Genomic DNA, 15,976 nt, shown 5'->3' on the forward strand with positions numbered 1-15,976 from the left:
CAGTCAGCCGTGCAGATACAGCGCAAAATGCCGGTCGCGCTCGGGTTCCAGCCCGGGCACGCCCGCTGGCTGGAAGTAGTGGAAATGCCAGCGCGTGCCCTCGGGCAGGACGGCACGCTGGGGCGACGAGATGAACACGTCCTGGGTCTGCACGTCGGCATCGGCCAGAAACGCCTCGCGTTCCAGCAGGGCGGGCAATTCCTGCGCCCAGGCATCGCTGCTGCGCAAGGTACGTACCCACACCCATTGGCCACTGCGCAACAGCATCACGCACAGGTAGTTCTGTTCGACGATCACCAGCCACGCATCCTTGTCATGCAAGGCCGCCTGACTCTGGTTATAGGCCAGCATCAACAGTGGCTGGACCGAGTCCAGCACGAGCTGATGGCGTGTGCCGAGTTCGCGCAGGGCGCGCAACAGTTGCGCATCCACTGCACTGGCCATCTGCGGTTTGCCAGCCCGGTTCGGGCTGATGCGCAGCTCCCAGTCGGCGGCTTCGTCGCCATAGATCTCGCGGAACGTGTGCTCGGCGTAGGCGCGTTCCTCCTGTTCATCGCTCAAGGCATCGCTCCACGGGATCATGGCGTAACGAACGAAGTGGTTGGACAGCACCACGGTCGTCCGCGCCGACGCAGCGGCGAAGGTCGGCAGTGCCTGCTCCAGTGCTGCCAGTGTCGCCCCCCACGGTTCGGCATCGTCGTCCTGTCGCGCGCAGGGTACGATGCACTTATCCACCACCTCGCGCTGCCAGCCCAGCAAGGAGCGCTGTGCCCGCGCCTTGAGCAGGATCAGCTGGTCCGGGCCGAACACCACCCGCAACTCGTCACGCGATAAGAGTGACACGGTTGATCTCCTGTAAGGTGGTTTCACCGTTGGCTACCAGCGCAAGTGCGCTCTCGCGCAAGAAATGCGTGCCGTTGCGTCGCGCCGCCTCTTTGATGAGGCGCAGCGGCTGGCGGGCGATGATGAGTTCGCGTATCTCTTCGTTCAGAGCCAGTATCTCCGAGATGGCTTTACGTCCCTTGAAGCCGGTGCCGCGACAGCGTCCGCAGCCGCGTCCGGTGCGAAAGGTCATGCCTTGCACCTGCTCCGGGGTGAGGCCGGATTCGGCGATCAACTCCGCGTCAGGATGGTCATCGGTCACGCAATTCGTGCAGTTCACCCGCACCAGCCGCTGCGCCAGGATGCCGTTCAGCGCCGAGACGAAGCTGTAGGGATCGACCCCCATGTGCATGAAGCGGCCGATCACGTCGAACACGTTGTTGGCGTGCACGGTGGTGAACACCAGGTGGCCGGTGAGCGCCGACTGCACCGCGATCTGGGCCGTCTCCGAGTCTCGGATCTCGCCCACCATGATCTTGTCCGGGTCGTGGCGCAGGATGGAGCGCAAGCCGCGCGCGAAGGTCAGCCCCTTCTTCTCGTTCACCGGGATCTGTAGCACGCCCGGCAACTGGTACTCCACCGGGTCTTCGATGGTGATGATCTTGTCCAGGCCGTGGTTGATCTCGGAGATGGCGGCGTACAGCGTGGTGGTCTTGCCCGAGCCGGTGGGGCCGGTGACCAGCACCATGCCGTAAGGCTCTTTCGACAGCTTGCGCATCACCGCGAGCGACTTTGCGTCGAAGCCGAGATAGTCGAGCCGCAGCGACTTTTTCTGGTCGGTGACGGTCTGTTTGTCCAGCACGCGCAGCACCGCATCCTCGCCGAAGCTGCTGGGCATGATGGAGACGCGCAAGTCCACCTCGTGGCCGCGCATCGACACCTTGAAGCGGCCATCCTGCGGTACCCGCCGCTCGGCGATGTCCAGACTGGAGATGACCTTGATGCGCGAGATCACCTGGTCGGCCATGGCCAGCCCGGCCATCGAGGCCACGGTGGTGAGCACGCCGTCGATGCGGTATTTGATGACCAGGCCGGACGGGCTGGTCTCCAGATGGATGTCGCTGGCCTCGGCCTTGAGTGCGTCATAGACGGTGGATTGCACCAGCTTGACCACCGGGCTGGCGGCTTCGCTGATCGCCTTGAACGACAGGTCTTCCACGCCGTCGTCGTCGCCGCCGACATGCTCTTCCACGGCGGAGAGATCGTCCATGGCATTGAGCGACTCTTCGTGGTGGGACAGGTAGGCGAGGATGTCGCTGCGGTGGGCCAGCGCCCAACTGAAGCCAGCGTTGATGTGTTGCTCCGCCCAGGCTTGCAGGCGTACGTTGAACGGGTCGCAGATGACCAGGATCAGTTGCTCATCCTGATCCCTCAGCGCCAGACACTCGCGTTCCATCGCCAGCGAGAAGGGCAGCACATCGAACGCGGAGGTCAGGCGGTGCAGGTCGCTCATGACCAGCACCCGGTAGTGCAGCAAGCTGCTCAGGGCGTGGACGAAACTCTCGGTGGACAGGCCGGATTGTTCTTCCAGCACCTCGACCACACTGCGTCGCGTCTGGGCCGCCGTCAGCCGCGCTTCCGCCACCTGCTTGGTGGAGAACAGGGGCTTGCTCTGCGAATGTAGGGCTTCGGTCGACTCCATGACTGACGCTTGCTGTCCAGCTCGGCCCGGTCACCAGTTGGTGATGTCGGCGGCCTCCCCGGTACCGCCGGGCTGGCCATCCTTGCCGAGCGAGATCAGGTCATATTCGCCGTGTTCGCCGGGGATCTTGTAGACATAGGCGGCTCCCCAGGGGTCCATGGGCACGCCCTTGGTCAGATAGGGGCCGTCCCACTTTGCTTCGTTGGCAGGCTTGGTCACCAGCGCCGCCAGCCCCTCTTCCATGGCCGGATAGTGCCCGGTGTCCAGACGGAACTGGTCCAGTGCCTTTTCCAGTGCGTTGATCTGGGCCTTGGTCGCCTTGATCTCGGACTTGCCCACCTGCGAGAAGTAGCGCGGTCCGACATAGGCGGCCAGCAGGCCGATGATGACCATCACCACCAGCAATTCGAGCAAAGTAAAGCCGCGCGTCCGGCGTGGCAGTGTGTAACGGTCCATGGTTTCTCCCCTAGCTGTGAAATTCCGATTCGGCTTCCGTGCTTGCGGCATACCTGGCCAAAGCTTTAGCCGACCAGCTGACACTGATGCGTGTCTCTGACCCGGTGTGTGTCACAGCGAATTTTCCGCCGTACAGCAAGGCGCGCTCCCTGATGGCGGGCAAGGCTGCGGGTTCCTCCGCATGCTCCGGCGCAGATGGCGCGCCGGGCTGGCTGCCCGATATTTCCAGCCACAGCGTGCCGCCATGCTTGCGCAGCTCCAGCCTGATCTGGGTGGTCGGACGATCCTTGGTCAGCAGCTCCACTGTTTCTTGCAGGATGCGGAACAGGGTGATGCGCAGCACGGCGGGGACATCGCTTTCTTCGATGCGCAGGACGCGCTCGATGCGCAGGTCAGGGCGAGCCATCTCCAGTCGCCGGAAGAACCAGGTGAGGGTGGCCAGCAAGCCCAGGTCATCGAGGATGGAGGGGCGCAGCTCGGCAGAGATGCGGCGCAGGTCGGCCAGCGTATCGACCACGATCGGGATCAGCCAGCGTATGGATTGTTCGGCTTTGTCCGTGGTTCCGTTCTGGATCTGCGCCGCCGCAGATTCGAGGGTGACCTTCACCAGACTCATCACCTGTCCGACGCCTCCGTGCAACTCAGTGGCGATACGCTGCCGGTCATGCTCCTGTTCATCCAGCAATTGCGCGAACAGGGTACGCAGCCGCTGATCCGAACGGCGTTCGCGGTGTTGCCAGCTTTGTTCAGTTCCCATGGTGCATCCCCAGCCTGTCGAGGGGGAAGTAGAACCCAACATCGAACCTTACGTCAAGCTGACTCTGGGCCCCGGACCTCAGTCATCGAGCGGAACATCGCGGGTTTCCGGCAGGAAGAACGTACCGACGGCGAGCGCCAGCAGCAGCAAGGCGACCGGATACCAGAGTCCGGCGCGTGCATCGCCAGCCTGGACGCTGAGCAAGGTGATCATGAACGGCGACATGCCGCCTATCCAGCCCGCGCTCAGATTGTGCGGCAGGGCGACGGCGGTGTAGCGGGTGCGGGCCGGGAACAGCTCCGCCAGGGTGGCCGTCTGCGGGCCGGTGATGAGCGCGACCGCCACCACCAACACCGCCAGCAGCAACAGGATCATGCTGCGGTCGACCTGCTGCGTATCGGCTTGCTCGCTCCACCCTGCGGCTTGCAGTGCGGCGGTCAGCTGCCGGGGCTGGAACCCGGCGAGTCCGGCTTGCTGGCCGATATGCACCGAGGTTCCCGTTCCTGCCGGTGCGGGGATGAGCGTGTAGGTCACGCCGAGCTTGGCCAGCAACTCCTGGTTACGTTCGCAATCGTTGCGCGCGGCGACGAACGGACTGTAGGCGCAAGCGGCTCCGTGCAGCTCCACGGTGACTTCACGTTCGAAGCGTTCCAGTGCGGGGTTGCCATAATGGATCAGCCCGCTGTACACGGGGAAGATGCTCAGGCTGCCCAGCAGCAAGCCAGCCAATAGCACGGGCCGCCGCCCGATGCGGTCCGACAGCCAGCCGAACAGGATGGTCAGCGGGAACAGCAGCAAGGTGCTGGTCATCACCAAGGTTCCGGCCAGATGCGGGTCCAGTCTGACCACGCTCTTAAGGAACACGTTGGTATACACCTGCGACGAGAAGAACAGCAGGGAGCCGCCCGCCGACAGGCAGAAGAACAGCAGCGCCATCCGGCCCCGCGTCTGCGGGTCGGCGAAACACTCGCGCAGCGGCGCGCTGGCGAGTGTCCGGTTCTCGCGCATGCGGCTGAACACGGGCGACTCATGCAGGTTCAAGCGACTCTTCAGCGAGATCAGCAGCAACACGGCGGAGAACAGGAAGGGCACGCGCCAGCCCCAGGCGTTGAAGTCGTCGCCGCTCAGGTAGGCTTGCAGGGCGAGTATCTGCAGGGTGGAGACGAGAATGCCCAGCGGCCCCATCAACTGCAGCACGCTGGTGTAGATGCCGCGCCGGTGCGCGGGCGCATGTTCGGTCAGGTAGACCGCCGAGCCGCCGATCTCGCCGCCGACCGAGAATCCCTGTAGCAGACGCAGCACCAGCAACAGCGCCGGAGCCAGCAGGCCGACCTGTTGGTAGGTGGGCAGCAGGCCGACGGCGAAGGTTGCTCCGCCCATCAAGACCAGAGTGGCGATGAAGACGGGGCGGCGGCCATATTTGTCAGCCAGCGACCCGAACAGGGCGGCACCCAGTGGGCGCACCAGCATCCCCACGCCGAACGTGGCCAGGCTGGCCAGCAAGGCCGCCACCGGGTTGTCGGGCGGGAAGAACAATACGCTGAAATAGGTCGCCAGCGAGGCGAAGGTCAGGAAGTCGTACCACTCCAGAAAGGTGCCGAAACAGGCCGCGATCACGACCTTGCGCTGGATGGTGCGGCTATCCGGCGTGGGGTTCCCGGCGTGTACGGGCGGGCGGCTGCCGGGCATGAGGCCTAGCGGTGGACCGCCGCGTCCAGTCCGTCCAGCACCATCTCGGCGGCGCGCAGCACGGCGCGTGCCTTGTTCTGCGTCTCCTGCCATTCGCTGTCGGGCACCGAGTCGGCGACGATGCCCGCACCGGCCTGGACGTAGAGCATCTGGTCTTTCACCACAGCGGTGCGCAGGGCGATGGCCACGTCCATGTCGCCGTTGAAGCCGAGGTAGCCCACCGCGCCTGCGTAGATGCCACGCTTGGTCGGCTCCAGCTCGTCGATGATCTCCATCGCTCGCACTTTGGCCGCGCCGCTCACGGTACCGGCGGGGAAGGTGGCTTTCAGCACATCCATCGCGGTGAGGCCTTCTTTCAGCTTGGCTTCCACGTTGGAGACGATGTGCATCACGTGCGAGTAGCGCTCGATCACCATCTTGTCGGTGAGTTTCACCGTGCCATTCCGGGCGACGCGGCCAATGTCGTTACGGCCCAGGTCGATCAGCATCAGGTGTTCGGCCAGTTCCTTGGGGTCGGCCAGCAGCTCTTGTTCCAGCGCCTTGTCCTGTTGCGCTGTCTGGCCGCGCGGACGGGTACCGGCGATGGGACGCACGGTGACGGTGTCGTTCTCCAGGCGCGCCAATATCTCCGGCGAGGAGCCGACCACGTGGTGGTCGCCCATGTCGTAATAGAACATGTAGGGCGAGGGATTGATGCTGCGCAGGGCGCGGTACAGCGACAGTGGCTGGGCCGGGAAGGGCTGCGCCATGCGTTGCGCCAGCACTACCTGCATGATGTCGCCGTCGAAGATGTAGCGCTTGGCCTTTTCCACCGCCGCCTTGAATGCTACCTCGCCAAACTCTGAACGAGCTTCGCTGCTCGGCATCGCCGGGGCGAACGGAATATGGACGGGCAGATGCAACATGCCGACCAGTTCGCGCAGGCGGTGGCGTGCGATCGAATAGGCATCTTCCATGGCTGGGTCGGCATAGACGATGAAGATCAGCTTGCCGGACAGGTTGTCGATCACCACCAGCTGTTCGGTCAGCATCAGCAGGATGTCGGGCGTGCCGATCACGTCCTGCTTTTGCGTGCGCGCCAACTTGGGCTCGATATAACGCACCGTGTCGTAGCCGAAGTAACCCGCCAGCCCGCCGGTGAAGCGCGGCAGGCCGGTCAGCGGCGCGACCTTGAAGCGCGCCTGGTACTCGGCGATGTAATCGAGCGGGTTGGCGACCTGTTGCGTCGTCTCATGTCCGCGTTCATGGAGCGTAGCCTGATGGCCGCGCACCACGATGCGGGTCTCGGCGGGCAGGCCGATGAAGGAATAGCGGCCAAAACGCTCGCCGCCCTGCACCGATTCCAGCAGGTAGGAGAACGGCTTGTTCGCCAGCTTGAGATAGAGCGAGAGCGGGGTATCGAGGTCGGCGAACGTCTCGCAGACCAGCGGGATGCGGTTGTAGCCCTGCGCGGCGAGGGCGTTGAATTCAGATTCGGTGATCGGGGTCAGCATGATGGCTCCAGAAAAGTAGAACGACAGGTGAACGGAAACTCAGTTCACCATCGCCAACTCGTCCTGTGCAGGAGCCGTTCCATCTCAGACCTTGCGCACCAGCGGCAGCACGCCCATCAGATCGGTAATCACCGCGTCGATGTCCAGCGTCTCCACCGGCTCGCCGTGGTTGTAGCCGTAAGGCACGCAGAGGATGGGGCAACCGGCAGCGCGGGCAGCTTGCGAATCGCTCAAGGAATCGCCCACCAGCAGCAGATTTTCAATGGCGCAGCCGAAGAACTTGGCGGCGTGCAGCAACGGCATCGGGTGCGGTTTCTTCTCTGGCAAGGTGTCGCCCGCCAGCACGATCTCGAAATACGGTGCCAGACCGGAGGCTTTGAGGATCGGGTCGGTGTAGCGCATCACCTTATTGGTGATGCAGCCGAGGCGAAAACCCGCTGCCTTCATCGCGTCCAGACCGGCCACCACATTGGCAAAGGGCTGGCTCACGCAGGCCAGTTCGGTGTAATGCTGCTCGAAGATCGGCAGCGCTTCGTCGAACAGCGCGGCGTCCGGCTCGGCGTACATATCGCCGGTCAATGCGCGCTTCACCAGCCAGTGGATGCCGTTGCCGATGTAGCTCATCAGCAGTTCTTGCGAAACGGGCGCGCGGCCCATGTCGCGCAACATGCGGTTGGCGGATTCGGCGAGTTCGGGGGCGGTGTGGAGCAGGGTGCCGTCAAGGTCGATGACGATGGCGGCAGCGTTAATGGGATTTTGCGGGCTTACTTGGAGCTTCATCGTGTTCGGTCTTCTTTGCGCCGGACTTGCCAGCGGGGTCTGTCTTTTCATCGGCAGCGGGCTTCTCGTGCTTGCCGGATTTCTCTTCCGCCTTGGCATCGGCTGTCTTTTCGTCCTTGCCACCCTCAGCCTCGGCATCCGCCGCAGCCGGGGCTGAAGCGGCCACCGGCACCACATTGCTCATGGTCGGGTCGATGTGGCCGCCTTTGATGTCACCATCCGCCTTCTTCCAGCCCGCCAGCACCGAGGAAGGGCTGTGCGCGTCGTTCTCTTTCATGCAGGCTTCGGGCACTTTTTGCGACACGCGGCAGGCATAGCCCACCGCTTCCGCATCCAGTACCTTGGGGTCGGGCGCGCCATCCCGCATCGCCTTGAGCTTGTCGCATCCGGACAGGGCCAGGGCGGCCAGCAACAGCAGGGTGAGATGGCGGATGGCCATGACGTTACTTGCCGACCTTGGCCAGTTCGGCGCGCAGTTCGCCGATGATGGTGTTGTAGTGATTCTTGTCAGCCGCATTCTTCTTGCCGAACACCGCCGAGCCTGCCACGAAGGTATCCACACCGGCTTCCGCCACTTCGCGAATGTTGGCCGGGCCGACGCCACCGTCGATCTCCAGACGGCAGTTGTAGCCGCCGGCGTCGATCATCTTGCGCACGGCGCGTGCCTTGTCCAGCACGTAGGGGATGAACTTCTGGCCGCCGAAGCCGGGGTTGACGGACATCAGCAGCACCATGTCCAGCTTGGGCAGGGTGTATTCCAGGATGTCCAGCGGGGTGGCCGGGTTGAACACCAGACCGGCCTTGCAACCCAATTCCTTGATCAGGCCGATGGTGCGGTCAACGTGCTCGGAGGCTTCTGGGTGGAAAGTGATGTAGGTCGCGCCCGCCTTGGCGAAGTCAGGGATGATGCGATCCACCGGCTTGACCATCAGATGCACGTCGATCGGCGCGGTCACGCCATGCTTGCGCAGCGCCTCGCACACCAGCGGACCGATGGTCAGGTTCGGCACGTAATGGTTGTCCATCACGTCGAAGTGCACGATGTCAGCGCCGGAGGCGAGGACGTTATCGACTTCTTCGCCCAGTTTGGCGAAATCGGCGGACAGGATGCTCGGTGCGATCTGGTACATGGCAAAAACCTCAATCAAATAAAAAATTCAAGGCGAGCATTCTACCCCAACTTTCGCGCCCGTTATCAACCGCTTGTCAAGCCGCTTGAATTCGGTTGAAATGGGGCCATGAACGCAACCCTTACCCCTATCCCGATCAAGGTTTCCGTTGCCGTAAGGTATCTCGACGAGCAATCTGACGAAGCCGCCGAACGCTACGTCTTTGCCTACACCATCACCATCAGCAACCTGAGCGAGCTGACGATACAGTTGATGAGTCGCCACTGGATCATCACCGACTCGAACATGAAGGTGCAGGACGTGCGCGGTGAGGGCGTGGTGGGGGAACAGCCGGTGCTCAAGCCCCGGCAGAGTTTCGAGTACACCAGCGGCACCGCGCTGACCACGCCGGTCGGCACCATGAGCGGCAGCTATTCGATGCAGACCAGCGACGGCGAGCCGTTCGAAGTCGCCATCCCGCAATTCGTGCTCAGCGTGCCGCGCGTGCTTCACTGATCGATGTCCCTGCAGACCAGCTACCGATTCATCGCGCCGTTCTACGACGTTTTCCTTGAGCGCGCCACGCGGGAAGCGCGGCGGCGCAGTTTGCAGCGACTGCCGATCGAGCCCGCCAAGGTTTTTCTGGGTGGGGCGGGTACCGGACTCGACTTTCCGCTACTGCCCCCACAGCATGACTACGTCGCACTCGACATCACCGCCGCCATGCTGACCAAAGCCCGCCCGCGCAGTGTCGGCCTCAATCTGGCACTGGTACAGGGCGACAGCATGGCGCTCCCGTTCGCCGCTGCCAGTTTCGACTGCGTGGTGCTGCACCTGATCGTCGCCGTCGTTCCGCACCCGGCGCAAGCCCTGGCCGAAGCCGCGCGCGTACTCAAACCCGGCGGCACGCTGCTGGTGTTCGACAAATTTCTGCGTGCCGGGCAAGTCGCTCCGCTGCGGCGGGCACTCAGCCCCTTGATTGGCCAGATCGCCACGCGCACCGATGTGGTGTTCGAGGAGGTGCTGGCCGCTGTCCCTGAACTGAATCTGCGCTCCGATGAGGCGGCGCTGGCAGGCGGCTGGTTCCGCCTGATCGAGTTGGAGAAACCATGAAGACCTTGCAGCAAAAACTGGCGGCATCCCTGATCCTGATTGGCCTGCTCGCAGGTTGCCAGACTCCGCCGCCGGCTCAACCCGTCGTCGCGCCCGTGTGTCCGCCGCCGGAGGTCGTCGCCCCGGCTAAGCCGTTGCCGCCCAGCTATGTCGCCAGCCGTTGGGACCAGCTGCCGGACTGGGCTGGTCAGGACCTCGCGCCTTCCTGGACGGCGTTCCAGCAAAGCTGCCGGGGGTTGAAGAACAAGCCCAACTGGAAAGCGGTGTGCGACCGCGCCTGGCAAGTCGAAACCACCGACAACGCCACGCTGCGCGCCTTCTTTGAGGCCAACTTTACGCCCTACCAGATCATCAATCCGGATGGCAGCGAGCAAGGCCTGATCACCGGCTATTACGAGCCGCGCTTGTCCGGCAGCCGCACGCCGAGCGAACGTTACCGCTATCCGCTGTATGCCGCGCCGGACGATCTGCTGGAGATCGATCTCGCCGAGGTCTATCCGCAGCTCAAGGGCATGCGCTTGCGCGGGCGGCTGAGCGGCAAGAAGGTCGTGCCGTATTACAACCGGGCCGACATCGACGCGGGCAAGCCGCCGTTGCAGGGGCGCGAGCTGTTCTGGGTGGAGAATGCGGTCGAGCTATTCTTCCTGCAGATCCAGGGCTCGGGCCGCATCGCCCAGCCGGACGGCACGCTGAGCAAGGTCGGCTATGCCGATCAGAACGGCCATCCCTACATCTCCATCGGCAAGAAGCTGATCGAGATGGGCGAACTGAAAGCCGAGGAAGCGTCGATGCAGGGCATCAAGCAATGGGCGGCGCGCAACCCTGAGAAGCTGCCCGCTTTGCTGGCGCAGAATCCCAGTTACGTGTTCTTCCGCGAGTTGCCCGACAGTTTGTCTGCCCCGCTGGGTGCGCTGGGCGTGCCGCTCACCAACGAATACAGCCTCGCTATCGACCCGCGCAGCATCCCTCTGGGTGCGCCGGTGTTCCTGTCCACCACCCGCCCCAACAGCGAGACACCGCTCAACCGGTTGATGCTGGCGCAGGATACCGGCGGCGCGATCAAGGGCGCGGTACGGGCGGACTTCTTCTGGGGTTACGGCGACCAGGCGGGTGCGCTGGCCGGCAAGATGAAGCAGAAGGGGCGGATGTGGATCTTCTACCCGGCGGGCAGCGAACCCAGTGTGGCGAATGGCGGTGGCGCGCCGGCAGGCGGCAGGGCAAACTGATGGCCGGGGCGGTCATCACCCGGATCACCCTACCGGCTAACCGTATATAATCGCGGCTTGGTGCGGGCTGGCCCGTCGCTCGAATTCTTGAGGTGAATCATGTGTGGAATCGTAGGTGCAATCGCTCAGCGTAACGTCGTTCCCATCCTGCTAGAAGGTCTGCGCCGACTGGAATATCGCGGCTATGACTCGGCAGGTGTGGTGGTGGTCAGCGACGGCCAGCTCGAACGGGTGCGCAGCACCGGGCGTGTGGCCGAGTTGATGGAAAAGAGTGCGGATACGCGCGGGCTGCTGGGCATCGCCCATACCCGCTGGGCCACTCACGGCGTGCCCAGTATCCGCAATGCGCATCCTCACGTCAGCCGTGATCGCGTCTCCGTGGTACATAACGGCATCATCGAGAACTACGAAGAACTGCGCACCCGACTGGAGGCGCAGGGATATGAGTTCACCTCCGACACCGATACCGAGGTCATCGCCCATCTGGTCCACAACCACTATGCGCAAGGCAAGACCTTGCTGGCTTCGGTGCTGGAGACCCTGGCCGAACTGATCGGCGCGTATGCCATCGGCGTGGTCGCCGCCGACGATCCCGACCGCCTGATCTGCGCGCGCAAGGGCAGTCCCCTGTTGCTGGGGGTGGGCGTGCAGGAACACTTCATCGCTTCCGACATGTCTGCGCTGCTTCCCGTGACGCAGCGTGTCGTCTATCTGGAAGAGGGCGATGTCGCCGAGATCGGCCTGCTGAGTTACCGCATCTTTGACGCGGGCGGCAGTCCGGTCGAGCGTCCGGTCCATACCAGCGAACTGAGCAACGAAAGCGTCGAGCTGGGCGAATACCGTCACTTCATGCAGAAGGAGATCTACGAGCAGCCGCAGGCGGTGTCGAACACGCTGGAGGCAGTGTGCAACAGCCAATCGCTGATCCCTGGCATCTTTGGCGCGGAAGCACCGGCGATCTTCGCCGATATCGACAGCATCCTGATCCTGGCGTGCGGCACCAGCAGTCATGCCGGCATGGTGGCGCGCTATTGGCTGGAAGAGATCGCGGGCATCCCTTGCTCGGTCGAGATCGCTAGCGAGTACCGCTACCGCGTCAGCGTCGCCAACCCCAGAACGCTGGTGGTGACCATCTCCCAGTCGGGCGAGACGGCGGACACCCTGGCGGCGTTGAACTATGCCAAGTCGCAGGGCATGGGGCACACCCTGAGCATCTGTAACGTCCCGGAGAGCGCGCTGATCCGCAACTCCAGACTGCGCTTCCTGACCCGCGCCGGTCCCGAGATCGGGGTCGCCTCGACCAAGGCCTTCACCACCCAACTGGCGGCGCTGTTCCTGCTGACTCTGGTGCTGGCCAAGCAGCGTGGTCGCCTCGACCATGCGGACGAACAGCGGCATCTGCATGAGTTGCGCCACCTGCCCAGCGCCATCCAGGCTGTGCTGCGGCTGGAGCCGGCCATCGCCCGGCTTGCTGAGCGCTTCGCCGACAAGCACCATGCCCTGTTCCTCGGGCGCGGCCTGCATTACCCGATCGCCATGGAAGGCGCGCTCAAGCTCAAGGAGATCTCCTACATCCACGCCGAGGCCTACGCGGCGGGCGAACTCAAACACGGCCCGCTGGCTCTGGTGGACAAGCACATGCCGGTGATTGCCGTCGCGCCGAACGATGTTCTGCTGGAAAAGTTGAAGTCGAACCTGCAAGAGGTCAAGGCGCGCGGCGGCGAGCTGTACGTGTTCGCTGATGCCGATACCCGCTTCGAATCGAGCGAGGGCATCCACGTGATGCAGATGCCGGAACATGCGGGCTACCTCAGCCCCATACTCCACACCATCCCGCTCCAGTTACTGTCGTATTACGTGGCGCTGCAAAAGGGGACGGATGTGGACAAGCCGAGAAATCTGGCGAAATCCGTTACGGTGGAATGAGTCTGCTCCGGAGCCGCCCATAGCGATGAGAAGACTGGCCTGCGCATTCCTGTGGTCGATAGGCTTGGCGGCGTGTGCTACTCCGCCCGCCGTGCCGCTTCCGCCGCCTGAGCCGGTGGCGGTCGAGCGCCCTCCGGCCCGCATTGCACTCGCGCTGGGCGGCGGCGCGGCGCGCGGTTTCGCACACGTCGGTGTCATCAAGGCACTGGAGGCGCAGGGCATCAGCCCCGACATCGTGGTGGGGACCAGTGCCGGGTCGGTGGTCGGCGCGCTCTATGCTGCCGGGCTCAACGGCTTCCAGATCCAGGAGCTTTCCATGGGCATGGCGGAAGAGCAGGTCGTCGATGGCTCGGGCATGTACCGCTGCATCGCCGAGACTGCCGTTTCCAACAAGCGCGGCTGTATCAAGGGACAGGCCTTGCAGGATTTCGTCAACAAGAACGTCGGCGGTCGTCCGATCGAGCGACTTCACAAGACCTTCGCCGCCGTCGCCACCCATCTGGCTTCAGGCGAGATGGTGGTGTTCCGCACCGGCAACACCGGAATGGCGGTGCGCGCCTCCTCCTCCGTGCCGGTGTTCTTCGAGCCGGTCAACATCGGCGGGCAGGATTATGTCGATGGTGGCCTGGTCGCGCCGGTCCCGGCTCGGGTGGCGCGTTCCATCGGTGCCGATTTCGTTATCGCGGTGGACATCTCGGACCGTCCGCAGGATCGCAAGACCAGCGGCATGACCGACATCCTGTGGCAGACTTTCTCCATCTTCGGGCAGACCCTCAACCGTCACGAGCACTCCAGCGCGGACATCGTGATCCGTCCGGTCACCACCGGCTTGCCGTCCGCCGATGTGAGTGGCCGCAACAAGGCCGTGCTGGAAGGCGAGAAGGCGGTCGCTGCCATCCTGCCGGAGCTGAAGGCCAAACTGGCGAAACTGAACGAGAAGAAGCGCGTGGCCGGGATGCTGTGACCGTTGCGCGGCTACTGGAAGCGCAATGCCTCGATCGGCCTGAGCCGTGATGCCTTCCTGGCCGGATACAGACCGAAGAACACCCCCACCGCCACGGATACGCCGAAAGCCAGCAGGATGGGCTGAGCGGTGACGTGTACCGGGATCTCGGCGAGCTTGCCGATGGCGGTGGCCAGCCCCGCCCCGAGCAGGATGCCGATCACGCCGCCGGTCACGGTGATGATGATGGATTCGAGCAGGAACTGGGTCAGGATGGTGCGGCGATCCGCGCCTATGGCCATGCGGATGCCGATCTCGCGGGTGCGCTCGGTGACCGATACCAGCATGATGTTCATGATGCCGATGCCGCCTACGAACAGCGAGATGGAGGCGATGGCACCCAGCAGCAGCGACAACATGCCGGTTACCTCCGAAGCGGTCTCGGCCACCGAGGTCATGTTGGTGACACCGAAATCGTTCTCGGCCTTTTCGCGGATGTGATGGCGCTGGCGCAACAGTTCGGTGATCTGGCGTTCCAGCGAATTCAGGCTGGCCGAGCTTTCCGCCTGCACCATGATCATGCCCACCGCCGTGCGGAACGGGCCGCCCAGGAGCTGGCGTTGGGCGGTGGTGACCGGCACGATGATGGAGTCGTCCTGGTCGCGGCCATCCATGCTTTGCCCTTTCTGGCTGAGCACGCCGATCACGGTGAACGGCTGCCCCTTCACCCGGATGACCTGACCGATGGGGTCCTCGCTGTCGAACAGGTTCTCCACCACTTTCTGGCCCAGGATCACCACGCGGGTCGCGCTGGAGATGTCGGACTCGCTGAAGCTCCGCCCCCGTTCCACGCGCCAGTCGCGCAGTTCCAGATATTCCGTGTTCACGCCCAGCGCCGAGGTGTTCCAGTTGTTCGGGCCATAGACCAGTTGCACGAAGCCGGTGGAGATGGGCGAGGCGTACAGCGTCGGGGCCAACTCGTGGATGGCGGCGACATCGCCCAGCGTCAGCGTCGGCATTCCGCCCATGCCGCTGCGCACGCCGCCGGAACGCGCCGAGGCGGAGTTGACGATGAGCAGGTTCGCCCCCATGGAGTTGATGGTGCCGATGACCTTCTGCTGCGTGCCCTGGCCGATGGCGACCATCAGCACCACCGCCGCCACGCCGATGGTGATGCCCAGCGCGGTGAGGAAGGTGCGCAGGCGGTTGGCCAGCATGGCCTGCCAGGCTTCGCCGAGCAAGGTCGCGATCATGCCGTCACTCCCTGAAACTCGGCCACCGGGCCGTCGTAGGCCAGCACGCCGTCCTTGAGATAGACCAGCCGCTGGGCGTAACGCGCGACGGACATGTCATGGGTGACCAGCACCAGCGTGATGCCCTGCTCGCGGTTGATGCGCTGGAACAGCTCCATGATCTCGCGCCCGGTATGGCTGTCGAGGTTGCCGGTCGGCTCGTCGGCCAGGATCAGGCTGGGGCGGGTGACCAGCGCGCGGGCGATGGCGACGCGCTGCTGCTGGCCACCGGAGATGCGCGTCGGCAGCGAGTCCACCAGATGCCCCAGCCCGACCCGGCTCAGCATGTCGGCGGCGCGTGTCAGGCGTTCGCTCTTGCCGACGTGCTGATACACCAGCGGCAGGGCGACGTTGTTGCCCAGACTCATGCGCGGTAGCAGGTTGAAGCCTTGGAACACGAAGCCGATGACCTGCCCGCGCAGCCGCGCCAGCTCGGATTCCGGCAAGGTACCGATGTCGGTGCCGTCCAGGCGGTAAGCGCCGCCACTGGGGATGTCCAGACAGCCGAGGATGTTCATCAGGGTGGATTTGCCGGAGCCGGACGGCCCCATGATGGCGACGAACTCGCCCCGGCTGATGGTCAGCGACACGCCTTTGAGCACGGACACCGCACCGGCATCGGTGAAATAGTCCTTGCTCAGGGCATCTAGCTGGATGACCGCGCTCAT

General features: G+C 64.0%; 16 protein-coding genes. 5 read left to right on the forward strand and 11 right to left on the reverse strand.

The features are described from left to right. Nucleotides 1–3 precede the first annotated feature (3 nt). The 9 genes from DM08_RS12080 to rpe form a co-directional block, all read right to left on the reverse strand. Nucleotides 4–843: a hypothetical protein gene (locus tag DM08_RS12080; RefSeq protein WP_152555743.1), complete on the reverse strand. Its 840-nt coding sequence runs from the start codon at nt 841–843 to the stop codon at nt 4–6. Next, entirely contained in the window at nt 824–2,524 is a 1,701-nt protein-coding gene (locus DM08_RS00470) for a GspE/PulE family protein (protein ID WP_035382634.1), read from the reverse strand. The genes DM08_RS12080 and DM08_RS00470 overlap by 20 nt, the downstream gene beginning before the upstream one ends. A 30-nt stretch (nt 2,525–2,554) precedes the next feature. Next, a complete protein-coding gene (gspG, locus tag DM08_RS00475) occupies nt 2,555–2,980 on the reverse strand; it encodes a type II secretion system major pseudopilin GspG (protein WP_035382635.1) in 426 nt (141 codons plus the stop codon). Nucleotides 2,981–2,990: 10 nt separating this feature from the next. Then, complete coding sequence (locus tag DM08_RS00480; protein WP_035382637.1) at nt 2,991–3,737, reverse strand: sensor histidine kinase; 747 nt, start codon at nt 3,735–3,737, stop codon at nt 2,991–2,993. A 78-nt stretch (nt 3,738–3,815) separates the two neighbouring features. Further along, complete coding sequence (locus DM08_RS00485) at nt 3,816–5,426, reverse strand: MFS transporter (RefSeq protein ID WP_051937688.1); 1,611 nt, start codon at nt 5,424–5,426, stop codon at nt 3,816–3,818. Between the two features lie 5 nt (nt 5,427–5,431). Then, complete coding sequence (trpE, locus tag DM08_RS00490) at nt 5,432–6,919, reverse strand: anthranilate synthase component I (RefSeq protein WP_035382639.1); 1,488 nt, start codon at nt 6,917–6,919, stop codon at nt 5,432–5,434. Between the two features lie 84 nt (nt 6,920–7,003). Next, entirely contained in the window at nt 7,004–7,699 is a 696-nt protein-coding gene (locus DM08_RS00495; RefSeq protein ID WP_035382641.1) for a phosphoglycolate phosphatase, read from the reverse strand. Beyond that, nucleotides 7,665–8,138 (reverse strand): hypothetical protein, encoded by a 474-nt coding sequence (locus DM08_RS00500; RefSeq protein ID WP_035382643.1) that lies wholly within the window; start codon nt 8,136–8,138, stop codon nt 7,665–7,667. Before DM08_RS00500 ends, DM08_RS00495 begins: the two co-directional genes overlap by 35 nt. A 4-nt stretch (nt 8,139–8,142) precedes the next feature. Further along, nucleotides 8,143–8,829, reverse strand: a complete 687-nt coding sequence (gene rpe, locus DM08_RS00505) for a ribulose-phosphate 3-epimerase (protein ID WP_035382645.1) — start codon at nt 8,827–8,829, stop codon at nt 8,143–8,145. Nucleotides 8,830–8,937: 108 nt separating this feature from the next. Here rpe and apaG point away from each other — a divergent pair, with 108 nt between their 5' ends. The 5 genes from apaG (at nt 8,938) to DM08_RS00530 (ending at nt 14,037) form a co-directional block, all read left to right on the forward strand. Next, nucleotides 8,938–9,324 (forward strand): Co2+/Mg2+ efflux protein ApaG, encoded by a 387-nt coding sequence (gene apaG / locus DM08_RS00510; protein ID WP_035382647.1) that lies wholly within the window; start codon nt 8,938–8,940, stop codon nt 9,322–9,324. Nucleotides 9,325–9,327: 3 nt separating this feature from the next. Continuing rightward, entirely contained in the window at nt 9,328–9,921 is a 594-nt protein-coding gene (locus tag DM08_RS00515) for a class I SAM-dependent methyltransferase (protein ID WP_035382650.1), read from the forward strand. Continuing rightward, nucleotides 9,918–11,147, forward strand: coding sequence for a murein transglycosylase A (locus tag DM08_RS00520; protein WP_051937689.1), 1,230 nt, complete (start codon nt 9,918–9,920; stop codon nt 11,145–11,147). The genes DM08_RS00515 and DM08_RS00520 overlap by 4 nt, the downstream gene beginning before the upstream one ends. A 99-nt stretch (nt 11,148–11,246) precedes the next feature. Then, complete coding sequence (glmS, locus tag DM08_RS00525) at nt 11,247–13,073, forward strand: glutamine--fructose-6-phosphate transaminase (isomerizing) (protein WP_035382651.1); 1,827 nt, start codon at nt 11,247–11,249, stop codon at nt 13,071–13,073. Nucleotides 13,074–13,098: 25 nt separating this feature from the next. Then, nucleotides 13,099–14,037, forward strand: a complete 939-nt coding sequence (locus DM08_RS00530; RefSeq protein WP_035382653.1) for a patatin-like phospholipase family protein — start codon at nt 13,099–13,101, stop codon at nt 14,035–14,037. Nucleotides 14,038–14,048: 11 nt separating this feature from the next. Here the strand turns inward: DM08_RS00530 and DM08_RS00535 are convergent, their stop codons facing one another. Continuing rightward, a complete protein-coding gene (locus DM08_RS00535; protein ID WP_035382655.1) occupies nt 14,049–15,269 on the reverse strand; it encodes an ABC transporter permease in 1,221 nt (406 codons plus the stop codon). Next, nucleotides 15,266–15,976, reverse strand: coding sequence for an ABC transporter ATP-binding protein (locus DM08_RS00540; RefSeq protein WP_035382657.1), 711 nt, complete (start codon nt 15,974–15,976; stop codon nt 15,266–15,268). Before DM08_RS00540 ends, DM08_RS00535 begins: the two co-directional genes overlap by 4 nt.

The sequence above is a fragment of the Ferriphaselus sp. R-1 genome (assembly GCF_000746095.1).
In the GTDB taxonomy this organism is placed as follows: Bacteria; Pseudomonadota; Gammaproteobacteria; order Burkholderiales; family Gallionellaceae; genus Ferriphaselus.